The sequence below is a fragment of the Streptomyces sp. NPDC050287 genome (genome assembly GCF_044459385.1).
Taxonomy (GTDB): Bacteria; Actinomycetota; Actinomycetes; order Streptomycetales; family Streptomycetaceae; genus Streptomyces.
In genome coordinates, this window is the sequence record NZ_JBITIY010000023.1 from 12554 (window position 1) to 35595 (window position 23042).

Here is a 23042-nt window from a genome sequence, read left to right on the forward strand (position 1 = left end):
GCGCTCAATGGCTCGTACTTCGGTGTGAAGCGGTGTTCTCCGCGACGGGGACACTGCCTCCGCTCACCGGGCCGACCCGGCGTGGTGTTTGCCACAACCGCCCTGCGCGTCACGGTTGTTGCGTACTGTTCCCGCCAACTCCCGTGCTTTCACGCCCCGGGAGACCAAGCATCAGGAGGCTGTGCATGAGCATCATGACCGGGCCCCAGCGCTTTCCCGGCTCCAGCCGCGCGAGCTGGTACCAGGACGACCATTCCGGGGACGCGATGGAGGTGAACGTCGTCGTCCTGCACACCACCGAGGGCCGTACGCTGCCCGGTTACGACGGTGGCTCCACGGCGCCCAACCTGACGGCCGTTCCCGATCTCGCCGCCAAGAAGCTGAAGTGGTACCAGCACTTCGACATCGAGAGATCCTCCCGTGCGCTGGTCAACAAGAGCGGGGGTGTGGAGACGAACACGCTGAACGTGTGCCAGGTGGAGCTGGTCGGCACCTGCGACCCCGCGACGCACGCGAAGTGGAAAACCGCGAAGCAGTCCCACGTGTACTGGCCGGACGCTCCCGACTGGGCCCTTCAGGGTGTGGCGCGGTTCCTGTCCTGGATGCACGAGGAGCACGGCGTGGCGCTGTCCAGCCCCAAGCAGTGGCCTGCGTACCCGAGTTCGTACGGGAACGGCGGCGGTCAGCGGATGACGGGCGCCGGGTGGACCGAGTTCAAGGGTGTCTGCGGCCATATGCACGTTCCCGAGAACGTCCACGGTGACCCCGGCGCGATCGATATCGCCCGGATCCTCAAGTACGCCAAGGCCGACCTGGACGTGGACGACGACACCCCCGGCAAGCCCGGCACCACCAAGCCGGCCGTGCCCGCCTACCCGGGCCGCAAGTACTTCCGGGACGGGCAATCGAACCAGTACGTGCTCCAGCTGGGCAAGCAGCTGGTGAAGCGCGGCTTCGGCGACCATTACAAAGTGGGTCCCAGCCGCACCTGGGGCGAGGCCGACCGTCTCAATGTCCGCGACTTCCAGAAGTCCCGCAAGGAGTTGCGTGGCGACGCCGACGGCCTGCCGGGCCCCCTGACGTGGCGGCTGCTCTTCTCCTGACCGGTGGCACCGCGGCCGGCAGCGCGGCCCCTGGGGCGCCGGCCTTCCCGGCCGTTGCCGGGTTCACCGCCGGCCACGGCCCGCTGCCGCCGCGTCCGCTGCCGCCGTCTCGGGTGCCGTGTCTTCCCCGGTGCACGTCCGCCACCGCGTGGGGCAGGGCGGGGGCGGGTCAGGGCCCAGTGGTGGCTGTCCAGGTCTGCCCGATGCGCATGACGGTCCGGTGTGCCGGGCTGTAGGGGTTCCAGCCCGGATCGCCGGTGGTGGCGAAGCGGATCCAGGCGGCGTGCATCCGCCGGGCCAGGTCCTGCGGCGGGGCGATCTGACCGAGCAGGGCGCGCTGGCCGTGCCCGTGGGGAGGTCCCGTCCGCGGACGGTCCCGGACGCGGTGGAGATGTCGGTGTGCCCCGGGTGGGATGGATTCGGGTAGCTGGAGGGCATCTGGTGGTGCTCCTTCCGCGGCGTGGCACCGTGCTCGGTGTACGGCGGGAACGAGTCCGCCGCCCGCCTTTCCGTATGGTCGGGCGGGCGGCGGTCGAGGCGGTCAGAGTGCGGCGAGCTCGGACCATCGTTTGACGGCGAACGCGTCCGCGTGACGGTCGACTTCGAGGGCGCCGTGTCCGCTGAAGTGCGCCGGCAGGACGAGGGCGTGGTGGTCCGCCGCCCAGCCGAGGAAGCTGCGCCGCGTCGCGCGGGACTGCTCCGCGTCCTCGCAGAAACAGCTGTTGTGGTCCGGGTGCGCGAGCTGGAAGGGCGAGTGCATGAGGTCGCCGGCGAAAAGGGCGCGGTCGGAGCCGGATTCCAGCTTCACGATGCTGGAACCGGGGGTGTGGCCGGGCGCCGCCACCAGGCGGAGAGCGGAGTCGATGACGTACTCGGACTCCCAGAACTCCGTCTGACCCGCCGCGTGGACGGGCGCGATGCTGTCCTCGAAGACGTTCTGGTTCACACCGCCGGTGATCTTCGGGTTGTTGGCCGGGTTCCAGTATTCGAAGTCCGGTTTGGGCATCAGATAGGTCGCGTTGGGGAACGTCGGAACCCAGAACTGGCCCTCCAGGCGGGTGTTCCAGCCGACGTGGTCGACGTGCAGATGCGTGTTGATCACGAGGTCGACGTCGTCGGGTAGGACGCCGGCGTGCGCAAGGTTGCCCAGGAAGTCCAGGTCCAGGTGTCCCCAGGACGGCACGGCGGGGCGTTCCTTGTGGTTGCCGATGCCGGTGTCGATGAGGATGGTCCGGCCCTGGCTCCGCAGGACCCAGGTCTGCACGGCCACTTCGCAGATGTTGGTGTCCGGGTTCAGGAAGTCGGGGACCAGCAGCGGATGCTGCTCGTTCCACAGGTGCTGTGGTGAGCCGGGGAAAAACTGCTCCGGTGTCATGCCGACCGGGCCGTGCATTTCCTCGACCCGGATAATTTCAACGTCACCGAGTGTGATGCTGTTCATGAAGGGATCTCCTCGCGGCCGTCGGTGAGTCAGCGGCCGTGCCGGTTCAGGCGGGCGTGGATCAGGTTGGGGTCGGTGGCGGTGATGTAGGCGGCGCTCGGCACGTAGACGTCCTTGCCGCGGATCGCCACGGAGGTGGGGTTCTGCAGTCCGTCGGAGGCGTCCAGCACGGTGTTGCTCGTACCGTCGGCCGCGATGCGTACGACCTTGCCGGGCCCGTTGAGCGCGGCAAGGATCTCGTTGCCGCGGCCGGTGAAGGCGAAGTCGTCGATGCCCTCCAGGTCGGTCGCCCGGACGGTCGGAGTGCCCGCGCGGTGGCCGCCGCGGATCGGGAAGCTCACCACACTGCCCTGGTCGAGGTTGGTCACCCACAGGGCGCCCTCGCGCACGCGTGCGCCGTTGACTCCGAGGAATCCCCGTGCGGCGAGCTCCGGTGCGGTCGACCAGGCCGTCGCCCGTCCGCCGTTCTCCGGGACGGACCATATGGTGCCGAGGACCGAGTCCGTGATGTAGAAGGCGTGCGCGCGGGGATCGAAGGCCAGTCCGTTGGGCAGGCCGTCGGCCGGGAGGGCGGCGATGCGCTGCGGCGTCGCGTGTCCCGGCTTCAGCCGCCACAGGCCGGTCAAGTCCGCTGTACCGGTGGCGTACAGGACGTAGAGGGTTCCGTCGTGGGCGCGGACCAGGCCGGTGGTCAGGGGGAAGCCGAGGACCGGGGTGTGGACGCCGCCGTCGGAGGGGGCCGGCAGGGTGGCCAGGATGCGCGTGGTGCCGTGCCGGTCGATGCGCGCCACCTGACGGGCGGCGGCGAAGGTCACGTCCACGGAGCCGTTCGGTTCGATGACGGCGTTCTCCGGCATCTGGCCCTTGTCCAGGTCGAAGTGGGTGACCACCCGGGCCCGGGACAGGGGGGCGAGGTCGGCCGTCGCGGGAGTCGCCGCGGCGACCGTGGTGAGGGAGAGGCCGGCCGCAGCGGTGGCGAGAACGGCACCCATGAGTCGTTTCTTCATGCGTCCTTCTGGGTTCTGGACATGCCGATGAGACATGCCGACGAGACACGCCCACGAGACATGTGGACGGGAGTGTTTCCGGGCACGCCGATGGAGCGCCGGATCAGAAAGCCTTCCGGCAGGGGTCAGCGCGGAGGCCCAGGAATGAGCGGAGGCACAGGAATGAGAGGGGAAAGCGTGCGGCCGGGCGGCGTCTCAGCTCGCGCTGTGGACTGCATGGTCCGATGCCGCGGGCTGCGCGGCCCGACCGCCGTCCCGGCCGGATTGGGCGGTGCGGGCGAGGAGGGCGAGTGCATGGGCGGAGGCCGAGTCGGGTGCCGCGGTGACCATGACGACCCGCTGGTCCAGTTCGGCCTGGAGGGTCTGCTGCGTCACCTCCATCGAGCCCACCAGCGGATGCCTCATGGTGTAGACCGCGACGGGGCAGGCACGGACCCGGTGGTCGCCCCACAGCGCTTCGAACTCCTCGCTCTGCAGCATGAGACGCCCGATGAGTGAGGCCATTTTCGGATCGTCGGGATGACGCCCGGCCGCCAGGCGCAGGGTTCCCACCACGTCCCGTGCCTTCTGCTGCCAGTCCGCGTACAGATCCCGCGTATGGCCGTCACAGAACACCAGCTCCGCCATGTTCGGCCGGTCCGCGGGCCGGTCCGGGCTGTCGGGGTCGAGATGCCCGGCGAACAGCAGGTGCCCCGTCCGGTTCCAGGCCAGCACGTCACACCGCTGGCCCAGGACGACCACCGGCACATCGGTCAGCGCCGACACCAGCTGGCCGACCGATGCCGCCACCTGCTCGGGCGGCACGCGGCGCGGCCTCACCGGGCGGCGCTGCGCCGCGGCGAGATCGTGCAGGTGCAGGCGCTCGGCCTCGTCCAGGTCCAGGGCGCGGGCGATGGCTTCGAGAACCTCCGGGGAGGCGTTCGACGAGCGTCCCTGCTCGAGCCTGGTGTAGTACGAGGAACTCACACCGGCCAGCAGCGCCAACTCCTCGCGACGCAGGCCGGGCACCCGACGCGTCTCCCCGTATGTGGGGAGCCCCACGTCCTCCGGCCGCACCTGGGACCGGCGTTTTTGCAGGAACTCCCCGAGGGGCCGCTTTCCGTTCATGACTCACAGTGTGGTGTGCCGCTCCGGAACCAGCCATCCCCTGCCATGGCTAGGCAGGGCAGGGCGTGGCAAAGCGCAAGGCGTGGCGCAGGGTCGGCCGGCGCAGGTGCCGCGCGTCTCCTCATGTGGGGAGATTCAGGAGTCGGCGTCCGTCGGGCCGGTGGTCACCGGCGGGCGGTGTCCGCGGACCGGGCTCGCGGACTCCAGGAGCGATGCCGGCCTCAGCAGTGCATCGTCGGCGTACCAGGTGGTGACCAGTTCCAGCAGCATGCCGGCGCGCCGCACCACCCGACCGCCGTCCGGGTCATGGCGGAGGTCCTGCGGCAGGGTCGCGTATCCGTCGACGCCGTCGGGGCCGGCGAGGATCCGGTAGGCGCTCGCGATGTCCCGGACCGTGCGGGCCATGGGCCCGACATGCCAGTAGCGGCGCAGCACGGGGGGCCAGTGCCCCGTGTACGGGACGCGGCCGTGGGTGGCCTTCATGGCCACGATGCCGGTGAAGTGCGCGGGCCCGCGCACCGAGATCGCCACGTCACTGCCCAGCCCCAACGGTGACATGCCGGCCGCGATCGCCGCCGCCTCACCACCGCTGGACCCACCCGGAGTCCGCCGCAGGTCCCAGGGATTACGGGCCGGACCCACCAGGAGGTTGTCGGTCTCCGTCCAGTACGAGAACTCCGGCAAACTCGTCTTGGCGAGAAGGACGCCACCCGCAGCACGCATCCGCGCCACGGCAGTAGCGTCGGCCGCCGGAACGTGGTCGGCGAACAGTCGCGACCCGCGCGTGGTCACCACGCCCGCGGTGTCGAGGCAATCCTTGACCGTGAAGGGAACTCCGTGCAGGGGACCAAGGTCGTCGCCGCGCGCGACGGCGGCATCGGCCCGATCCGCCTCGGCCAGGGCCTGTTCGCCGAGCAGGGTGATGACACCATGCACGGAGGGATCCACGGCCTCGACGCGATCGAGATGGGACCCGGCAGGAACAGGCCCGTTCCCGTTCGGGCCTCAGCCGTGCGCTCGACGATGTCGACGGATATGCCCCGTCGGCCAAGTGCGCGGGCGGCGGACAGGCCGGCGACTCCCGCGCCGACGACCAGGACGCTGAGTGACTCGGGCACGGTCTCTCCAGGTGTGAGCTTCTGGAAGCCAATGGGGCAACGGGGCATGGCCTGGTGACATGCCTGATCAGGCCGGCGGCGCGGTGGTCGACGTGGCGACACGTGCTGGTCCCTCAGGCGATCGGCTGTCCTGTTCCAGGCCCTGAGGGCGGCGTCGGACGTGGCGGCGGGGAGCCATCGGGCATGCCCCTCGTGCAACTGACCCGGCTCTCCTCGCCGCGCGCCTCCTGCGTGCGGCACGGCCACGTCCCGACACTCGCCATCCGCCGGCCGGCCACGGGATACGTCGACGCCGGAACCCCGCCCACATCGGGACGTGAGATAACCGTGCGTACGGACCGACGTGGCCGGGCTTCACGTCGTCAAGCTGTCACAGGGCGACGAGTTCCAGGGCGGAGTAGCCGCTTCCCACGGGGTGGGTCTTCGAGCGGCGCCAGCCGGCGGCGGCGAAGAGGGCATCGTATTCGTCCAGGTCGCGTTCCATGCCCTTCGTCATGTTGAGCATGAGCATGTCCATCCGGGTGGCGAAGTCGGGCCGGCCCATCTCCCCGATGACCATCTCCACGACCAGGGCGCGCCCGCCCTCGTTCACGACGGACCGGCAGTTGCGCAGGATGGCTGTGCACTGGTCGTCGTCCCAGTCGTGCAGGACCGACTTCAGGAGGTAGAGGTCCGCGGCGGGAACCTCGGCGAAGAAGTCACCCCCTACGGCGGAGAAGCGGTCGGACAGACCGCGCTTCTCGCTCTCCAGGCGGGCGCCCTCGACGGCGTGGGGCAGGTCGAGCACCTGCCCGAGCATCCCGGGGTTGGCTTCCATCAGCGCCAGGACGAAATGGCCGTCGGCGCCGCCGACGTCCACCACGTTGGACACACCGGCGGTGTCGACCGCGGCCACGGTGCCGTCCGTCACCAGACCGGACAGATCTCCCATCGCCCGCGAGAAGAGTGTGGCTTCCTCGACGTTCTCCGGCTGCGCGTAGTACTCGAAGATGTCCGTGCCCAGTGCCTTCTTCGTCTGGCTGGTCCCCTTGCGGACCGCGTCCGGGAAGTGGCCCCAGGACTGCCAGTGCGCGTGTCCGGTCTGCACCAGAAGGAAATTCCGCAGGGAACCCGGCACGTCCTCTCGCAGGACCTGGCCTCGCCCGGTGAGGCCGAACCGGCGGTCCCCCTCGTACGTCAGCACGCCCAGGGAACAGGCAGCGCGCATCAGACGGTAGGTGGCTCGCGGATGACTGCCCTCGCGCTCGGCGACCTCTTCGGCCGTCAGGGCACCGTCGGCAAGGTGATCGGCTATGTGCAACGCGGCCACTGCATGCAGGGTCTGGGCAACGAATCCGCCGGAGAGCAGGTCGAGAACTGCGGCGGCATCCGCCACGGGATCACTCGACACACCGTCAACGCCACGTATCACGTCGGTCACGACAACCAAAGTCCTCTCATGTGTTCAGGGGCACGCCGCAAGAGGCGCTGGAGAGCAGGGCCGGCAGAACCGGAGGGGCGGCGACACGGCAAGCCCTTGAGCTGCGGAACGGCAGTGGACCTGAGCTGCTGTCCGTCCGCTTCACACATGACACGACCCGGCCTCCGCGCACTTCTGCCGGAACCTGCCTCACCGCCCACCCTAGGGAGATCAACACCGGCCGCGCTTGTACCGCAGCGCCACGTCAATGGAACATCGGCGCCGGTTCCTGGAATGTGTGTGCCGCGAGGGAAGATGCCCGCGCGCCGGATCGAGCCCCGCTCATGGCGCTGGGAGATGACGTGAAGACCAGGCACGTTGCCGGCACGCCGCCAAGGCCGCTGCGGCCTCCTTGGAGTCGACTCGTCCGAGAGGGCTGGAACCGGCCGTCAGCGCGCCCCTCCCGGTCTGCCAGGCGGAATCCCCGGGATGGCGCGCGGTGCGGAGGTAGGCCGAGGTGAGCCGCTGGACTGCGGACACCCGCTCGGGGTTCTCGTCCGTGGTCTCGGCGCCTCGTGCGGCGTCCCGGCTCAGTCTCAGGTCCGTGTGCCGCCGTCGACGCGCAGGACCGTGCCGGTCACGTAGGACGAACGGTCGCTCAGCAACCAGGCGGCTGCCTGGGCGATTTCGCCGGGGTCGGCGGCTCGGCGCAGAAAAGTGTGCGCGTTGAGCCGCTCTTGCAGACCGGGGGAATCCGCTTCCCAGGTGCGGATCATCTCGGTCGCCGTGTTGCCGGGGGCGATCGCGTTGACGCGGATTGCCTTCCGGGCCGTAGGTGACGGCGGCCGACTCGGTGAGGCTGTTGACCGCTCGCTTCATCGCGCCATAGGCGGGCAGTTCGGGGTTTTCCATCAGGCTGCCGACAGATGAGTTGTCGGCGATGGCTCCCGTTCCGGCGGTGGCGCGGATGGCGGTGATGTCGGCGACCATGGCCACCCAGACAACCTTGAGGTTCACCTCGTAGACGTGGTCGAAGTCAGCCCCCGGCATCTGGTTCACCGGGCCGGACCGCGCCCCAGCGCCACCGGCGCTTTGTCCCTGCGCCGGCTGCGCCTTCTGGCAGCCGACCAGGAACTGGGCGCCTGCCAGCAGCGCGCAACACCTCCTGCGCCGCTGCCGCCCGCCATAAGCCCCCGGTCCGATCGGCGCCGAAGGCCCGACCAGGCCGGAGGCCGCTGCCGATCACACCGCGCGGACGGTCATGCGGGCATGCGCGCCACCAGTTGCCGCACGACCTCCGCGGGAGAACGCATGTCGGCGATTTCCTGGGCGAGGAGTCCCGCGCGGTCCGAGAACGAGCGGTCGGCGAGCAACCGGGCCACGGCCTCGCCGATCTGGTCCGGCTTCTCGACTGTGATTCCCGCCCCCACCTCAGCCACGCGAGTGCCGTTCACAGCCTGATCGGCACCCTGGGGTGCCAGCACCATCGGGATCCCACGGCTGAGCGTGCCGAGAACAGTGCCCGATCCTCCGGCGGTCACCACCACGTTCACGTCCTCCAGGAGACTGTCCAGGGGGGCGAAGTCCACCAGGCGCACCCAGTCCCGTTCGACGGTCGTGGCGTCGGGGCTGCCGTCCGGACCGAGGGTCGCAATGACATTGACGCCGGCCGGCTCCAGTGACGTCACGATGGCCTCCAGCAAGCCCGGGTCATTGAACACCGTGCCCAAGGTGACCAGAACGAGCGGGCGGTCCTCCCCGCCAGAGAACCGCGGAACGTCCCCGGAGTACCCCTCCTCACGGTGTGGTTCCGGCCGCAGCGCGATCCGGTTGCCCGGAGCGACCCAACCAGGAATCTGCAACGACGGGGGGCAGCGGTCGATGAACGCCAGGGGAAGAGTGGGAATCAGGCCGCGTTGCTCGTAGCGTGGAGCGACCGTCGCGGAAAACAGCGCCGCCTGCTCATCCGGTAGGGCGGGGCCGAGGGTCAGGACGCTCCACGGCACACCCAGCCCGGCAGCCACCAGCGGTCCCACGAAATCGTAGGCCTCGGCGACGATGAGGTCCGGCTTCCAAGCCCGGGCGGCATCCATGGCTTCTTCGATGGTCAGGTCGACCCGGGCGCCGGCGAAAAGCTCGGCCACATCCTCGGGCTCGGGCACCAGCACTTCCAACATGTTTCTGCCGGTGCGCTGCGCGAGCTCCTCGACCACTTCGAGGCCCGTAGGACCGGCCCCGAGAACCAGCAGGCCGAGCGGGCCGTCCATGACAGCGGCCGTCAGCACAGCCACGTCGTGGCCGCCCTGGCGGGCCGCACGGGCCAGGGGTAGCTGGGGAAGCAGATGCCCGAAAGCGGGAACACCAGAGAACAGAATGCGCACGGATATCTCCTGAGTTGATACGGTTTCGTGAATATTGCCGGTGAGCGGAGACCGGCGAGGGACGAGGCCCCGGCCACCTCGTGCGTCGGCGCCCAGACATCGTGCCGGGCATCGGCCGAGCCCGTAGGGTCCCGATGACTTCGCCTGTCACAGCAGGCGCGCCTCGACGATGGAGAAGTTCTCCCGCGCGGGAACGATCCGGTCCAGGGCGAACTCGGCAGCAAAGAAGAGCTCCTGCCACTCGGCTGCGCCGCGTTCCTCGCCGGTCGTGAGGGCGAGCATGATGCGGTCGATCAGCGTGGTGGCGTGTGGCTTGTCGCCGGGCGTGACCAGACCTGCCGCGCTTGAACCAGGTTCTGCGTCTCTGAACGCCGGGTCGTCGTTCCTCGCCCCCTCGTCGGTGGCAACGCCGACGACGGGACATGGCACGCATTGCCTGGGGCAAGGCCCGCTCACTTCAGATGATCTCCACCACGCTGCCGATGCTGACATCGCCCAACTCTATGAAGATCAACAGTGGGCACGCTTGTACCGCTGCGCCACGTCAATGGAACATCAACGCCATTTCTGTGACGGACGTATGGTTCGGCAAGTGCCCCATCATCCGAGGGCTTTGACGGCGACTCCGGGCGCAGCCGGTTGGCCACGTCCGCGGCCGGCACGAGCCGACCGCCGGGCCGCCTTGGCCGGCGCAGGGCGGTCAGCGTCCTGCGCGGCCACCCGGCAGCGATCCGGCCGTAGTTGCGGCAGACTCAATCTCCCACGGTGAACCGCTCCGAGTCTGATGGAGGCTCCGGACTGCCCCGAGTTGGGCGGAGCCGAGTTGCTTGGTTTCAGGCTACTGGCGGGGTGCGGAGTTCGTACTCCACCGGGCTGAGCATGCCCAGCGCGAAGTGCCTGCGCTGTCGGTCATGGAAGATTTCCAGGTACTCGAAGAGCGCGGTCGGCAGCTCCAGCCGGGTCCGCCACCGTCTGCGGTTGAGCAGTTCGACCTGGACCCGGGCCCAGAAGGACGGCGGCCGTTCCCGCCAGGCGTAGTAACCGGACTCCGCGACGTGCACGCTCGGCAGGCCGGCTGCACTGGCAGGTGTTCACGGGCCATCCGCGGATGACTTCGAACCGCCTTTTGGGGACGTCACCTCACCCAGCAGCGGCAGCTCGCCGGTGGATGGCCAACTCGGCCTCCAGCTCGGCGATACGCTTGCGGGCCGCAGCCAGTTCGGACAGGTCGCTGCTCTTCGTGCCGGGCAACTGTCCGGCGTTGATGAGGTGTTGGCGCCGCCAGACGTAGATCGTCCGGTCGCTGTCGCCGAGGAGCCGGACGACCTCGGCGACCTTCCTTCCGGAAGCGACGAGATCGAGGACCTTACGGCGGAACTCGGGCGACAGCTACGGGGCATCATGGCCTCCGAAGGCTTCTGGATCGTCAATTGTCAGCAATCCGACTCCATTGGGACCGGGGCAACCCAACCCACAACTGATCAGACGCTCAGGGGACTTGGCACCGAGGTTCCATGTGGTGGCGCTGCGGTACAAGCGTTGCCGTGTCGATCTCCATAGGTTGAGCGGCGTTGCATGCTGACCGGTTGTCGGCTCTGCATTCCACTGGGACGATCATCGACTGATCGGGAGCCTTTGATGACACGCCTCACCAGCCGCCGCGCCGCGCGCCTGGCCTGTACGGTCGCTGGCGCGCTGCCGGCCGTCACCGCGCGGAAGAGAGATGTGGAGATTGTCCGTCGCTATGTCTGAAAACCTGACGCAATACCTGGCTGAGCATGCTCGTGGCCAGGGGTGGAGCGACAGAGTTGCCTTCCTGGTTGACGACCGTGCTTGGACGTTCAACCAAGTTTTCGAGGGTGCGGCGCGGGTTGCGAGCGGTTACCGGGCCGCAGGGTTACACCGCGGTGACCGGGGTCTTGCTCGCTCTGCCCGACAGCATCGAGCTGGTCTGGTGCTTACTCGGAGCCTGGCAGGCCGGTCTCGTCGCGGTGCCGGTCAACGTCCAGATGAGCCGGGAGGACCTGACGCGGGACGTGGCGACGGCGGAGCCAGCACTGGCGGTGGTCGACCCGGACACCGCCGGATGGCTCGACACTGCGGGGCTGGCCCCGACCACCGGGATCGAACCGCTGGTCGCGGGAGAGCCGGACACCCGATTCGCCGATGGCGGGGATGCGCCAGCACTCGCCCTCTTCACATCCGGCACCACGGGCGCGCCGAAGCTGTGCTTTTTCCTCCATGACAACTTCGGTGGCGCGCGCGGCCCGCACATGACAGCCGAGCCCGGCGTTGTCGGGCCCGGGGCTGTCGGGTTGTCGGTGTCGCGGATGTATTTCCTGGGCGGGCTGAGCGTCTCACTGCTCACCACGCTCGAAACCGGGCAGCTCACCGTGCTCTCGCGTCCTCGTGCGACCCCCGCTGCAGCGCTTGAGCTCATGCGCCGCCACCAGGTCACAACCCTGTTCGCGCAGCCGAGCTTCCTTGCGCGGCTGCTGCTCGAGCCCGGTCACGTCGAGATACTCGGCCGACTTCAGCGGGTGACGTGCGCTGGGGAAGTGCTCTCGGCGCGGCTGCGCGAGCAGTTGGTGCCAATCCTCGGGGAGCGGCTGGTCAATGTTTTCGGCGCGACCGAGATCGGCGGCATCGCTCTCGGCCGACCAGCCGCGTACGAACTGCCTTCGGCAGTCGGGCCAGCGTTCGAGGGCAGGCCGGTGCGAATTGTCGACGCTGACGGGCACACGATGCCCGTGGGGCGGCGTGGTGAGTTGCGCATACGCGTACCCTTCGCCACTCGCGGCGTTGCCCAGGGAGGCAGCCTCGTTCCCGATCAGCTGACTGACACCTGGTGGCCGACCGGGGATTTGGCGTCGCTTGACGAGGACGGCGTCGTGCACGTGCATGGCCGGCTCGACGATGTCGAAGTTATCGGTGGGCAGAACGTGGTGCCGGGCGAAGTCGAGCGGCTCCTCGAGAGTCACCCGCGCGTGCTTGAAGCGGCAGTCAGCGCTGTGCGTCGTCCAGCCGGGGACACGAGTCTGCGCGCGTATGTGGTGGCCGTCCCCGCAACCGGGTCGGGTGAAAGCATGGAGACCGATGCCCTGGCTGCCGAGCTGGTCGATCTCGCCCAATCCCGCCTGTCCTGGTACAAGGTCCCGCAGGACGTCGTATGGCTGGATGCATTGCCCCGAAACGGGAATGGCAAGATCCTACGCAGGCAGCTCCGCGCAGATGGGGATCAGTTCGTCTAGGGCCTGTGTGATGTTGCGATCGGTCTTCGGGTTCCCGTCCCCGTGCACAGACGGGATCCGGTAAGACGCTGCACGTGACGCGCAGGCAACTCACCGACAAGCGGTGGACGTTGATCGAGCCCTACCTGCCGGTCGGCGGGTTCGGCCCGTACCCCGAGCGGCTACGGGAGCAGTTTGAGGGGGTGATCTGGCGGTTCCGGTCCGGCGCTCAGTGGCGGGAGATGCCCCGTGAGTTCGGTCCTTGGCCGACGGTCTACGGCCGCTTCCGGGTCTGGAGGGACGTCGGCGTCTTCACCACGCTGCTGGAAGGCCTGATCGCCGAGGCCGCCCGCCAGGGGAAGACGGACTTGTCCTTGGTCAGCGTCGACTCCACTACCGCCCGCGCCCACCACGACGCCGCCGGGTTGTGACTGAGCCCGGTTGGCCGGGCTGAACATGGCAGCTTGCCACAGGGCGGCCGTCCTGGGCGCGGCTCCGCGTCTATCGAAAGCCGAGGTGCGGATCGGTGCCGACCAGCTCACCGCTGACGGCCCACAGGCGAGCGGCGACGGCCGGGTCGGCCATATGAGAGGGGACGGGCTCACGCCGCGGTATGCCACGCAGGCCGAAGACCCTCGGCCCCCATAGCTGCCCTCCCTGCACCTCCGAGTCGAGGACGGCGCGGACGACGGGCCATGCTCCAGCGTCCTTGCCCTGCACCAAGAGCGCGGAGGGCAAGGCGCGCAGCCGCTCGCCGGGGGTTGTCACGCCTACCGGCGGGCGGGACGGGGTGAGGGAGTCCAGTGCGCCGCCGGGGTGGGCCACCACACTGAGAACCGTGCTGCCGACGGCACGCAGGCGGCGGTCGAGTTCGAAACCAAAGCACATCTGCGCCAGCTTCGATCGGCCGTAGGTGCGCTTGGGCCGGTAGTCCTGGGTGGACTGCAGATCGCCCATGTCCAGTCGCTCGGACCGCGCCGCGAAGCTTCCCACCGTCACGATGCGACCCGCCGACGCCGCGGACAGCAGGGGAGCCAGCCACTGGGTGAGCGCGAAGTGACCGAGGTGGTTGGTGCCGAACATCAGCTCGTGACCGTCCCTGGTCTCTCGACGCGGCGGGTCGTCGAGAGCGACCCCTGCGTTGTAGACCACCGCGTCGAGATGATCGAGGTCCAGCCTGTCCACGGCGGTCTTCAGGGACGACAGGTCGGCGAGGTCAAGTTGCAAGTGCCGCACACGCGCACCGGAAACGCGCGAGCGGATCGAGGCCATGGCGGCGTCGGCCTTCGCGGCGTCCCGGCTGCCGAGTACGACGACGGCGCCGGTGGCGGCGAGCTGCTCCGCGGCGAAGTAGCCGATCCCGGCGTTCCCCCCGGTCACCAGGAAGATCCTGCCCTCGGCAGACGGCAGCCGGTGAACGTCCCACGCTCGGCTCTGGGATGCGGATGACACGATGACAGGCTCCTTGCGTTTTTTGGGCAGCGTGCTCATGAAGAACACCAACCCGACCACGGTCGCAACCTCCACCGACATACCGCCGACAGGATCACGGTTAGCGCCGACAGACTTCCGATACCCCTCCCGGCTAACTGCAGAGAGCAAGAACGCCGCTACGCCACGACCGGCGCAGAACTGGTCGCGAGCGCGGCCAGATGAAGCACTCAGTGGTCAACTCGGGCGCCCAGTCACACTGGTTGATCACAACATCACACAGGCCCTAGTGTCCTGCGCCCGGAACAGCGTCATGCTCATGTAGAACCTGCGCCCGATCAACGTCTTGATGCGCGCCAGTGTCCACGTCTGGTCCCGCCAGCCGTGCGCGACGGGGCCCTTGGCGAGCTCCTGCTCGAGCACGGTGAACAGGGCCTCGCTCAGTTCGGGCCGTGGGACGGGCCCAGTGGACCGCAGCCCCTCGGTGCCGGCGTCGTGAGCCGGAGGCGGCACCGGCCGGGTGGGGACGGCGGCGTGAAGCCGGAGATGGTGGCCACCGACAACGCCTCGTACTTCGACATGGTGTTCGGCCAGTTCAAGATCCTCGGCTACAACTTCAGCCTCCGGTTCCGCGACCTGGACGACCAGCGGTTCTGGCGGGCCACGGTGCCCGGCGTCGGGACGAGCACGTACGGCGCGCTGGAAGACCTGGCCCGCAACCGCGTGAACCTGAACAAGGTGATCACGCACTGGCCGGACATGCTGAAGGTCGCCGGCTCCCTGGTCACCAACCAGGTCCGCGCCTACGACCTGCCGCGGATGCTCGGACGGGAGAACCGCCCGGTCCCGCTGGGGCAGGCGTTCGCAGAGTACGGGCGGATCGCGAAGACCGAGCACCTGCTGCGCGTGGTCGACCCGGTCGACGACACCTACCGCAGGCAGATGAACCGGCAGCTGACCGTGCAGGAGTCCCGCCACAAACTCGCCCGCGACGTGTGCCACGGCAAGCGCGGCACCATCCACCAGGCGTACCACGACGGGCTGGAGGACCACTCGGCGCGCTCGGCCTGGTCCTCAATGCCGTCGTGCTCTGGACGACGAAGTACATCGACGCCGCACGTCACCCAACTCCAGGCCGAGGGCCACGAGATCCGCGACGAGGATGTCGCCCGCCTGTCCCCGCTCAAGCACCGCAACCTGAACGTGCTCGGCCGCTACAGCTTTACCGCCTCCACCCCGGCCGCCGGCGCGCTGCGCCCGGCGTGTCCCGGTCATCCGCTGGGCGCAAGGAGGACATGCGGCTGCGGGTGGCGGGGTCACTTGGTTTCGAGGTGCCCCAGCGGGTGGTCCGTGAGGATCGCTCGGGCGTTGTTCCAGTCAGTGTGGTCGATTCCGGTGATGTGACGCAGGTAGGCGAGGGTGACCTGCTGGACGAGGGCGACACGGTCGGGGTTCTCGTCGGTGGTCTCGGCTGCCTGGTAGCCGGAGATGCCGCCGAGGAAGTGCTCGCCGCCGTGGACGGTCAAGAGGCTCTTGTTGCCGCGGCTGAGGGTGTAGGGGTCTGTCGTCCAGGCCGGGCCTCGGGTGGTGAGCGGGAGGTCGTCCTTGTCTCCGGCGACGACGAGGCCGGGGGCGGTGATGTGGGAGAAGTCCTGGTCGCGCAGCCAGGGAAGGTTGTCGTAGGCGAAGGGGGTCAGTTCGTCGCCGCCCTGTCCCGCCGTGGCCAGTTGGATGCTGGCCATGACCCGGGCATCGGACAGGTCCTCGGCGGCGCCGGTGTCCGGGTCCGTGACGCGCAGGCCCACCAGGATGCCGGCGGTCTGGCCGCCGAAGGAGTGCCCGGCCGCAACGACGCGGCTGTGGTCGATGCGGCCTTCCAGCCCCGGCATGCTCGCCTCCAGGGTGGTGAGCTCGTCGAGGATGCGCCGCATGTCCTGGACGCGGTAGCGCCATATCCCGGACCGGCGGGGGTCGTCGGCGGGGAGGGCGAGCCGCTTGGAGTCCAGGTGGGTGGCCTGGACGACGACGAAGCCGCCGGCGGCCCAGTGATCGACCAGCGGGGCGTAGCCGTCCAGGTTGGAGCCGAAGCCGTGGGCGAAGAGCACGACGGGCAGGCTTGTGCCGGTGGTGGGGGCGGTGACGCGGACGTGCAGGTCCTCGCCGCGCTGCGGTGCGCTCATCACGAGCGGCTTGACGGAGACCGTCGCGGTGGGGGCAGTGCCGGTGAGGCCGGTGGTGTGGTGGGTGGTCATGCGTGTGTCTGCCTTTCAGGAGGTAGCGGGCCGGGAGAGGCGGAGGATGCGTTCGGCGTTGAGGTGGCCGAGCTTGTCCCGGCCCCGCTCGTCGAGCGGGGCTTGGTCGACGAAGCCGCGGGCGCCGCCCGGCCCGCCGAACGTGCCGCGGGAGTCGACGCCGCCAAGACCCCGGTGCTCTTGGCCGTCTTCTGTTGTGGGGGCGCCGTAGGGGGAGTCGGCTCCGAACATGACCCGGTCGGGTCCCAGCACGTCCACGGCCGCGCTGAGCATGCGGTGGCTGTAGAGGCCGCCGGCGGTGACGGCGAGGTTTCCGGTGATGTAGTCCAGGACGCGGCGCTGCAAGTGCGGGGCAGCGGTGCTGAGCAGATCGGCACGATCGGCGAAGGGGACGAGCATCTCGCCCCAGTGACCGAGGACTATCTGCAGGTCCGGGTGCCGGTCCAGGGTCCCGGCGAGGATCAGGCGCAGAGTCGCCAGGCCGGCCTCGGAGTGCCATCCCCATCCTCCGGTGGACAGCAGCAGGCCCGTCATCTCATCGAAGCCGCTGTAGGCGGTATCGATGAGCTTTCGGGGCGGCATGGCTGGGTGGATATACAGCGGCACACCGAGGTGGGCAGCGGCTTCGAAGACGGGCCGGAAGCTGGCGTGGTCGAGAAAGATTTCGCTCGTTCGCGGGAAGAGCATCGCCCCGACATGTCCCAGGGTGACCGCTCGCTCGAGTTCCGCGGCGGCGGCCTGGGGATCGGACGTGGGCAGCGTGGCGAAAGCCGCGAAACGGTCGGGGTGGCGCCGCACCGCGTCGGCCAGTACGTCGTTGGCCTCCCGGGCGAGCGGGACCGCGACCTGCGGCGGCAGGGGCTGGGTCCCGGGCGTCGTGATGGACAGGACCTCCATGTCCACGCCGCTGGCGTCCATGCGGGCCAGGCGTTCCTCGCCGACGTCGAGCAGGCGCAGGTTCACCTCCCCCTGGCTGCTCATCTTGTTGACGGTCGCGTCACCGCCCCACCGCAGAAGGGCGCGGCGCAGTTCCGGGGTCCAGGCGTGCTCTTCGACGCCGATCACCCGCCGGGCCGTCGCAGTGTCCTCACTCATGGACATTCCGTCCGTTCGTCGTTCACCTCAGTCCCATAAGGGATCTGACGGGATCATTCGCCCGCTAGCGGGCACATGAGCTACCGTAAAACTTGACGTTGACGTGAAAGGCAAATGCGTGTGATGCGGAACACGCAAAAAGGGGCAGACATGCGGATCGGGGAACTCGCCCAACGCACGGGAGTCACCACCCGGGCCCTGCGGTACTACGAGGAACAGAACCTGCTCACCGCCGAGCGCAGCAGCAGTGGCCAGCGTCACTACGCGGAAACCGCCGTCGACCGGATACACCTCATCCGCCAGCTGTACGCCGCCGGACTGAGCAGCAAAGCCATCGCCGAGCTGACGCCGTGCGTCATCGACGGCAAGGCCACCCCTGAACTGCTCCAGCGCCTGGCCGCGGAACGCGACCACCTCGACCGGCGCATCGCGGATCTCACCCATACCCGGGACAGGCTCGACTCCGTCATCGACGGCGCCTCATCCAACATGCGCACAGGCGCCCCCTGCCCACGAGACGCGACTGCATAGACCTGCACCAGCCCCGTCGGAAAAGGGTGGCGAGCGCAAGCGGTCAGTGCATCACCGCTGTTCAGGATGTCAGCGCAGGCCTCTGCCGGAGTGCGGTGACCATGGACTTTGCGGGGACGGTGGTTGAGCTCGAGGGCGATGGCGTCGAGGTAGGCCTGGCTGAACGTGCGGAGGTCCGCGCCTTTGGGCAAGTACTGCCGTAGCAGGCGGTCGGTGTTCTCGTTGGCGCCTCGATGCCAAGTGCCGCGTGGTTTGCAGAGGTAGATCGGCATGCCGGTCTCGGCCGTGATGGCCTGGTGTTCAGCCATCTCGCGGCCCCGGTCCCATCACGAGGTCGCCCTCGGAGCCCGAGCGCCCGCCCGCGCGCGGCTGCAGCCGGGTCGAAGATGACCGGCATGTCGAGGATCATCACGTGGTCTCGTAGATCGCGTCGCCCGTGCCCTTGAGGGCGCCCGCGTCCGGTGAGCCCTCCGTACTCCGGTCAACGACTCACCCTCGCACCCCGTCGGCCCGCCCGCGCAGGTGATCAAGCAGGCACCCCTCCACCGAGCGAACTCGCCCCAGCCCCAGTGAAGGCCCGACGTTCGCCACCTGATTCGGTCCGCGAATTTTCGAGAATCTGTTGTCTTCGATACCACGGCGGCCTACCGTACGAGGTGACACATCAACTCGAACGGTTTTCGGAGGCTGCCCATGTCCGGTAACAGGCGGGTGACGCTGACGTTCGACAACGGGCCGACCCCAGGGGTCACCGACCGCGTGCTGGATGTGCTGGCGCAACACCGGGTCACCGCCACGTTCTTCGTGGTCGGGGCCCAACTGAGGCGGCCAGGCGGCCTGGATCTCGCGAAGCGGGCCGCGTCGGAAGGGCACCGAATCGGGCATCACACGGCCACGCACACCCTGCAACTCGGCGCGGCCGACGATCCCGACGCGGCCGTCGCAGCGGAGATCACGGCCATCGAGCCCGACATCGACGCGCTGGCCGGGACCGGTGAAACCGAGGGGGAACGTTTGTTCCGGCCGTACGCGGCGGGAGGCGTTCTCGACCAGCGGGTGTTCAGTCCGGCGGCCGTGCGGTATCTGCGGGAACACCGTTACACGTGTGTGCTGTGGAACACCCTGCCGCACGACTGGGCCAATCCCATGGGCTGGGTGGGCGACGCCCTGGCGGGCGTCGCCCGCACCGACTGGGCCGTCGTGGTCCTTCATGACATGGAGACCGGTGCCATGGCACGGCTTCCGGCGTTCCTGGACGGACTGGCCGCGATGAACGCCGAACTCGTCACCGACTTCCCGGACGCCTGCGTGCCCATCAGGCAGGGCCGGCAGCAGTCTTCACTCTCCCACCTCACCAATGGAGCTGATTGACGTGAGTACGAAACTTCCCTTCCGTATGCACCACCACGCCTGGACGGTCGACGACCAGGAGGCCACCCGGCGCTTCTACGAGGACCTGATCGGCCTGCCCCTGCTGGCCACGTGGACCGAGGTCGAGGAGGTGTTCGGGGCGGAGCGCACCTACTGCCACACCTTCTACGGCATGGCCGACGGCAGCGCCCTGGCCTTCTTCCAGTACGCCGATCCGAAGGACCACGAGGAGTTCACACGCGACCGCCAACTCGCGCCCGGAGCGCCGCCGCGCAGCCACATCGCCTTCAAGGTCGACCAGGAGACCCAGGACGGCATTCGCAAGCGTCTCGCCGCAGCCGGCTACAGCGAGCCGGACACGTTCGTCATGGACCACGGGTACTGCCTCTCGCTGTACGTCACGGACCCTGACGGGCTGATGGTCGAGTTCGCCGTCGACCACCCCGAGGCGGAGAAGATCTACGCCGAGCGGCGCGAGACCGCGCACGCCGACCTCGCGCGCTGGCTCGGCGGCGACCACACCAGCAACAACCCCTGGCGCTGACGTGCCACCGGGCCGGACCAAGGCGCAGGACGTATTCATGCGCATGCGCGGCGACATCCTGGGCGGCGTACTGCGCCCGGGACAGCGACTCCGCTACGGCGAGTTGTGCGGGGTTTACGGGACGAGCATGGGCGTGCTGCGGGAGTCTCTGGTCCGGCTCGCCGAGCAAGGACTGGTCCGTGGTGAGCAGCAGCAAGGCTTCCAGGTGTCCCCGTTGTCCGGCACCGACCTACGGGATCTGAGCGATGCCCGTGAGGAGATCGAGGGCTTGGCGCTGCGCCGCGCCGTTGCCGATGGTGACGTCGCCTGGGAGTCCCGTTTGCTGGCCGCTCACCATGAGCTGGCGCGCACTCCGGTCGTGGACGGCGAAGTCACCCCTCGCGTGAGCGAGGACTGGGCCGCGGCGCACGCCTGTTTCCACGACACCTTGCTTGATGGCTGCGCCAACGTACGACTCAGGACGATCGCCGCGTCGTTGCGCGATGCCGCCGAGGTGTACCGGCGCTGGGCGTTCTCGCTCGGCCGCGACCGCGATCGCGACGTCGCGGCCGAGCACGCCGCCATCCTGGAGGCGACCCTCCAGCGCGACGCCGACCTGGCCGCCGCGCTGCTGCGGGCGCACATCCGCAGGACCACCACCGCACTGCTGGCCGCGTTGGAAGACTGAGCACGGCCAGATTTTCGAAAATTCATGAGCACTCGAGTCTTCACAGGAGTCTGCACCCATGCGGATCGCCAACCTCGGGGGTCGTCTGACCCTCCTGCTCGCTGACGGCGTCATAGACGTCGCCACTGCCAGCAACGGCCGGTTCAGCCCGGACCCGCAAGCCGCCTACGAGAATTTCGACGACCTCAAGCGGTGGGCCGCCGCGCAAGGCGTCCCTGCGACCGCCGAGTTCGACCTGTCGACGCTCGACCCGGCGACGCTCGGTCCGCCCGCGCCCGCGCCCCGCCAGGTGTTCGCCATTGGCCTCAACTACCGCGACCACGCCGCCGAGGGCGGCTTCACCACCCTGCCCGAAGAGCCGACCGTGTTCACCAAGTTCTCCAGCTCCCTCTCCGGCCCCGTCACCGACGTGTCGCTGCCTTACGGGGAGGTCGACTGGGAGGTGGAAATCGTGGCGGTCATCTCCCGGACCGCCCGCGACGTGGACGTCAGCAAGGGCTGGGACCACGTGGCGGGCCTGACGGTGGGCCAGGACCTTTCCGAACGGCGGCTGCAGATGCGCGGCCCGGCCCCGCAGTTCTGCCTGGCGAAGTCACACCCCGGCTTCTCGCCCACCGGCCCGGTGCTGGTGACGCCCGACGAACTGGCCGATCCGGACGATCTGACGCTCGGGTGCGCGGTCAACGGCGAGGAGATGCAGAAGGCCCGGACGGCCGACATGCTCTTCTCGATCCCGCAACTGGTGGCATACCTGTCGTCGATCGTCACCCTGTACCCCGGCGACGTGATCTTCACGGGCACACCAGCCGGGGTCGGAGCGGGCCGGACACCTTCGCGCTTCCTCGGCCCGGGCGACGAACTGCGCAGCTGGGTGGTGGGCATCGGAGAACTCCGCCAGCGTTTCCTCTCACGTACCGACTCGGTTGTCGCATCGGCGTCAGCCGGGTGACGAGTCTGCTCGCAGGGAGTCGAGGATGGTGGCCGAGAGGCCCGCGAACTGGTCGAGTTCTTCGGGTGTCAGGCGGTCGACGAACAGGCGCCGGACCTCTTGAGCGTGGCTGGGAGCAGCTTTCCTGAGCGCGGCGAGGCCGTCCGCCGTGATCACCGCCTCCATCCCGCGCGAGCCGCACCGTTCCCGGATGACCAGGCCTCGCTTGCCCATCCTGGTGAGCTGGTGGTGCATGCGGCTCTTTTCCCAGCCGGCTCCCCTGGCGAGCTCGAAGACGCGCATCCGTCGGTCGGGCGCCTCGGACAGCAGCGCGAGCACGGTGTAGTCCGCGTTGGACAGACCGCTGCTGGCCTGGAGCTGCTGCTCGATACGTGTCCTCAGCAGCTCCAGCATCTCGAAGGACGTCCGCCATGCGCGAAGCTCACGTTCGGTCAGTCCCTTCAGCACCATGAGGCCATCATACTCGCGAGTTGACTAATCAACTCCGCGGCATGACTCTTGGGGTGACACGTCAACTCGATGGAGTGGGGAACTGATGGAAGCCGCACCGCGCACCGTCGTCCGGGTCGAGACCAAGACACATCTTGGACCGGACGCACAGGTGGACGACAAGTACATGATCATCAGCCCGGCGCGGCCGGAGCTGACCGATCCGTTCGTGGTGCTCGGGGAAGACTGGTTCTCCTCCCCCGGTTTCAACTGGCACCCGCACCGCGGGCTGGAGACCGTGACCCTCGTCCTCGACGGCGTCCTTGAGCACGGTGACAACGCCGGCAACGCCGGCGCGCTGACCACGGGGGACGTGCAGTGGATGACGGCGGGACGCGGCATCATCCACCTCGAACTCGCCTTCCGTGACGAGCGGGCCCACACGCTCCAGCTGTGGGTCAATCTGCCGGCACACCGCAAGCTGACCGGCACCCGCTACCAGGACCTGCGCGCGTCACGGCGCCCGGTCATCGAGCGGGACGGGGCACGGATCGACCTGATCGCGGGCGAGGTGGGCGGCATCACCGGGCCGGCGGTCAACGAGTGGCCCGTCTCCGGCGCGATCATCACGTTGGAGCCCGGGCGGCGTCTCGACCACGTCCTGCCGGGTCGAGACCGCGCGTTCCTGTACGTCCTGACCGGGCAGCTCACCATCGCCGGACGAACCGTACGGGAAGGCCAGACCGCCTGGTCCGACCCCGTTCCCCGAGCGCTCGTGTCGTCGATCGCCCTGGAGACGGGCGATGGGGACACGCCGAGCGTCGTCATGGTCTACAGCGGAGAGCCGATCAGGGAACCCGTCGCCATCGGCGGTTCCTTCGTCATGAATACCCGGGCCGAGATCGAACAGGCCTTCCATGACTTCGACCGAGGCGCATTCGGCGACGTGCCGCGCCAGGCCCGCCTGCAGTACCGCTGAGAGAACGG

23 protein-coding genes and 5 pseudogenes are annotated in these 23042 nt (G+C 68.8%); 10 read left to right on the forward strand and 18 right to left on the reverse strand.

Translation table 11 applies throughout. The features are described from left to right. The first annotated feature begins 185 nt into the window (after positions 1–185). Positions 186–1103 (forward strand): peptidoglycan-binding protein, encoded by a 918-nt coding sequence (locus tag ACIBK3_RS43770; protein WP_399374001.1) that lies wholly within the window; start codon positions 186–188, stop codon positions 1101–1103. 541 nt (positions 1104–1644) lie between these two features. Here the strand turns inward: ACIBK3_RS43770 and ACIBK3_RS43775 are convergent. From ACIBK3_RS43775 to ACIBK3_RS43830, 12 genes and pseudogenes are all read right to left on the reverse strand, one after another. Then, positions 1645–2544 carry an MBL fold metallo-hydrolase gene (locus ACIBK3_RS43775; RefSeq protein WP_399374002.1) on the reverse strand — a complete coding sequence of 300 codons (900 nt, stop codon included), beginning with the start codon at positions 2542–2544 and terminating at the stop codon, positions 1645–1647. Positions 2545–2573: 29 nt separating this feature from the next. Further along, positions 2574–3551, reverse strand: coding sequence for an SMP-30/gluconolactonase/LRE family protein (locus ACIBK3_RS43780; RefSeq protein WP_399374003.1), 978 nt, complete (start codon positions 3549–3551; stop codon positions 2574–2576). Positions 3552–3746: 195 nt separating this feature from the next. Continuing rightward, complete coding sequence (locus tag ACIBK3_RS43785; RefSeq protein WP_399374005.1) at positions 3747–4658, reverse strand: helix-turn-helix domain-containing protein; 912 nt, start codon at positions 4656–4658, stop codon at positions 3747–3749. Between the two features lie 135 nt (positions 4659–4793). After that, on the reverse strand, positions 4794–5594 hold the full coding sequence (locus ACIBK3_RS43790; RefSeq protein ID WP_399374007.1) for an amidase: 801 nt from the start codon (positions 5592–5594) through the stop codon (positions 4794–4796). A gap of 77 nt (positions 5595–5671) precedes the next feature. Further along, a pseudogene (locus tag ACIBK3_RS43795) lies at positions 5672–5824 on the reverse strand (NAD(P)-binding protein); the annotation flags it as partial. A gap of 322 nt (positions 5825–6146) precedes the next feature. After that, on the reverse strand, positions 6147–7151 hold the full coding sequence (locus ACIBK3_RS43800) for a methyltransferase (protein ID WP_399374008.1): 1005 nt from the start codon (positions 7149–7151) through the stop codon (positions 6147–6149). Positions 7152–7517: 366 nt separating this feature from the next. Then, positions 7518–7745, reverse strand: a pseudogene (locus ACIBK3_RS43805) (hypothetical protein); the annotation flags it as partial. Between the two features lie 26 nt (positions 7746–7771). Further along, positions 7772–8240 (reverse strand): annotated as a pseudogene (locus ACIBK3_RS43810) (SDR family NAD(P)-dependent oxidoreductase); the annotation flags it as partial. Between the two features lie 194 nt (positions 8241–8434). After that, positions 8435–9556 (reverse strand): glycosyltransferase, encoded by a 1122-nt coding sequence (locus ACIBK3_RS43815; RefSeq protein WP_399374010.1) that lies wholly within the window; start codon positions 9554–9556, stop codon positions 8435–8437. A 147-nt stretch (positions 9557–9703) separates the two neighbouring features. After that, the gene (locus ACIBK3_RS43820; RefSeq protein WP_399374012.1) at positions 9704–9838 is read right to left on the reverse strand and encodes a hypothetical protein; all 135 of its coding nucleotides are present in this window, start codon (positions 9836–9838) and stop codon (positions 9704–9706) included. A gap of 551 nt (positions 9839–10389) precedes the next feature. Next, positions 10390–10617 (reverse strand): IS3 family transposase, encoded by a 228-nt coding sequence (locus tag ACIBK3_RS43825; RefSeq protein WP_399374013.1) that lies wholly within the window; start codon positions 10615–10617, stop codon positions 10390–10392. 79 nt (positions 10618–10696) lie between these two features. Next, complete coding sequence (locus ACIBK3_RS43830; RefSeq protein ID WP_399374130.1) at positions 10697–10945, reverse strand: transposase; 249 nt, start codon at positions 10943–10945, stop codon at positions 10697–10699. A gap of 518 nt (positions 10946–11463) precedes the next feature. Between ACIBK3_RS43830 and ACIBK3_RS43835 the strand changes: the two genes are divergently transcribed. Together ACIBK3_RS43835 and ACIBK3_RS43840 are read left to right on the forward strand one after the other, a co-directional pair. Further along, on the forward strand, positions 11464–12807 hold the full coding sequence (locus ACIBK3_RS43835; RefSeq protein WP_399374015.1) for a class I adenylate-forming enzyme family protein: 1344 nt from the start codon (positions 11464–11466) through the stop codon (positions 12805–12807). A gap of 74 nt (positions 12808–12881) precedes the next feature. Continuing rightward, a pseudogene (locus tag ACIBK3_RS43840) lies at positions 12882–13214 on the forward strand (transposase); the annotation flags it as partial. Positions 13215–13287: 73 nt separating this feature from the next. Here ACIBK3_RS43840 and ACIBK3_RS43845 read toward each other — a convergent pair. Beyond that, complete coding sequence (locus ACIBK3_RS43845) at positions 13288–14238, reverse strand: SDR family NAD(P)-dependent oxidoreductase (RefSeq protein WP_399374017.1); 951 nt, start codon at positions 14236–14238, stop codon at positions 13288–13290. A gap of 246 nt (positions 14239–14484) precedes the next feature. Next, positions 14485–14730 carry a hypothetical protein gene (locus tag ACIBK3_RS43850; protein ID WP_399374019.1) on the reverse strand — a complete coding sequence of 82 codons (246 nt, stop codon included), beginning with the start codon at positions 14728–14730 and terminating at the stop codon, positions 14485–14487. 21 nt (positions 14731–14751) lie between these two features. Between ACIBK3_RS43850 and ACIBK3_RS43855 the strand changes: the two genes are divergently transcribed. Then, positions 14752–15621, forward strand: coding sequence for a Tn3 family transposase (locus tag ACIBK3_RS43855; protein ID WP_399374020.1), 870 nt, complete (start codon positions 14752–14754; stop codon positions 15619–15621). Here the strand turns inward: ACIBK3_RS43855 and ACIBK3_RS43860 are convergent. Further along, positions 15534–16469, reverse strand: coding sequence for an alpha/beta hydrolase family protein (locus tag ACIBK3_RS43860; RefSeq protein WP_399374021.1), 936 nt, complete (start codon positions 16467–16469; stop codon positions 15534–15536). The two genes, ACIBK3_RS43855 and ACIBK3_RS43860, sit on opposite strands and share 88 nt — an antisense overlap. Positions 16470–16484: 15 nt before the next feature. Beyond that, entirely contained in the window at positions 16485–17564 is a 1080-nt protein-coding gene (locus ACIBK3_RS43865) for an amidohydrolase family protein (RefSeq protein WP_399374023.1), read from the reverse strand. 150 nt (positions 17565–17714) lie between these two features. On the opposite strand from ACIBK3_RS43865, the gene ACIBK3_RS43870 reads away from it, so the two are divergent. Beyond that, complete coding sequence (locus ACIBK3_RS43870; protein ID WP_399374024.1) at positions 17715–18095, forward strand: MerR family transcriptional regulator; 381 nt, start codon at positions 17715–17717, stop codon at positions 18093–18095. Positions 18096–18262: 167 nt separating this feature from the next. Here ACIBK3_RS43870 and ACIBK3_RS43875 read toward each other — a convergent pair. Beyond that, positions 18263–18403, reverse strand: a pseudogene (locus ACIBK3_RS43875) (IS30 family transposase); the annotation flags it as partial. 385 nt (positions 18404–18788) lie between these two features. Here ACIBK3_RS43875 and ACIBK3_RS43880 point away from each other — a divergent pair. The 4 genes from ACIBK3_RS43880 to ACIBK3_RS43895 are packed head-to-tail and all read left to right on the forward strand — an operon-like array spanning position 18789 to position 21626. Beyond that, complete coding sequence (locus tag ACIBK3_RS43880) at positions 18789–19466, forward strand: polysaccharide deacetylase family protein (RefSeq protein ID WP_399374026.1); 678 nt, start codon at positions 18789–18791, stop codon at positions 19464–19466. 1 nt (position 19467) lies between these two features. After that, complete coding sequence (locus ACIBK3_RS43885; RefSeq protein ID WP_399374027.1) at positions 19468–20010, forward strand: VOC family protein; 543 nt, start codon at positions 19468–19470, stop codon at positions 20008–20010. A gap of 1 nt (position 20011) precedes the next feature. Continuing rightward, a complete protein-coding gene (locus ACIBK3_RS43890; RefSeq protein ID WP_399374029.1) occupies positions 20012–20677 on the forward strand; it encodes a GntR family transcriptional regulator in 666 nt (221 codons plus the stop codon). 58 nt (positions 20678–20735) lie between these two features. Beyond that, entirely contained in the window at positions 20736–21626 is an 891-nt protein-coding gene (locus ACIBK3_RS43895) for a fumarylacetoacetate hydrolase family protein (RefSeq protein WP_399374031.1), read from the forward strand. Here the strand turns inward: ACIBK3_RS43895 and ACIBK3_RS43900 are convergent. Continuing rightward, positions 21615–22076, reverse strand: a complete 462-nt coding sequence (locus ACIBK3_RS43900) for a MarR family winged helix-turn-helix transcriptional regulator (RefSeq protein ID WP_399374033.1) — start codon at positions 22074–22076, stop codon at positions 21615–21617. The two genes, ACIBK3_RS43895 and ACIBK3_RS43900, sit on opposite strands and share 12 nt — an antisense overlap. Positions 22077–22161: 85 nt before the next feature. On the opposite strand from ACIBK3_RS43900, the gene ACIBK3_RS43905 reads away from it, so the two are divergent. Continuing rightward, a complete protein-coding gene (locus tag ACIBK3_RS43905) occupies positions 22162–23034 on the forward strand; it encodes a pirin family protein (protein ID WP_399374035.1) in 873 nt (290 codons plus the stop codon). The last annotated feature ends 8 nt before the right edge of the window (positions 23035–23042 follow it).

What these genes read in the sequence shown, in the direction of transcription:
- ACIBK3_RS43770 (WP_399374001.1), top strand. Translation starts at nt 186, where the DNA reads ATGAGCATCATGACCGGGCCCCAGCGCTTTCCCGGCTCCAGCCGCGCG.
- ACIBK3_RS43775 (WP_399374002.1), bottom strand. Translation starts at nt 2,544, where the DNA reads ATGAACAGCATCACACTCGGTGACGTTGAAATTATCCGGGTCGAGGAA.
- ACIBK3_RS43780 (WP_399374003.1), bottom strand. Translation starts at nt 3,551, where the DNA reads ATGAAGAAACGACTCATGGGTGCCGTTCTCGCCACCGCTGCGGCCGGC.
- ACIBK3_RS43785 (WP_399374005.1), bottom strand. Translation starts at nt 4,658, where the DNA reads ATGAACGGAAAGCGGCCCCTCGGGGAGTTCCTGCAAAAACGCCGGTCC.
- ACIBK3_RS43820 (WP_399374012.1), bottom strand. Translation starts at nt 9,838, where the DNA reads ATGCTCGCCCTCACGACCGGCGAGGAACGCGGCGCAGCCGAGTGGCAG.
- ACIBK3_RS43860 (WP_399374021.1), bottom strand. Translation starts at nt 16,469, where the DNA reads ATGACCACCCACCACACCACCGGCCTCACCGGCACTGCCCCCACCGCG.
- ACIBK3_RS43865 (WP_399374023.1), bottom strand. Translation starts at nt 17,564, where the DNA reads ATGAGTGAGGACACTGCGACGGCCCGGCGGGTGATCGGCGTCGAAGAG.
- ACIBK3_RS43870 (WP_399374024.1), top strand. Translation starts at nt 17,715, where the DNA reads ATGCGGATCGGGGAACTCGCCCAACGCACGGGAGTCACCACCCGGGCC.
- ACIBK3_RS43880 (WP_399374026.1), top strand. Translation starts at nt 18,789, where the DNA reads ATGTCCGGTAACAGGCGGGTGACGCTGACGTTCGACAACGGGCCGACC.
- ACIBK3_RS43895 (WP_399374031.1), top strand. Translation starts at nt 20,736, where the DNA reads ATGCGGATCGCCAACCTCGGGGGTCGTCTGACCCTCCTGCTCGCTGAC.
- ACIBK3_RS43900 (WP_399374033.1), bottom strand. Translation starts at nt 22,076, where the DNA reads ATGGTGCTGAAGGGACTGACCGAACGTGAGCTTCGCGCATGGCGGACG.
- ACIBK3_RS43905 (WP_399374035.1), top strand. Translation starts at nt 22,162, where the DNA reads ATGGAAGCCGCACCGCGCACCGTCGTCCGGGTCGAGACCAAGACACAT.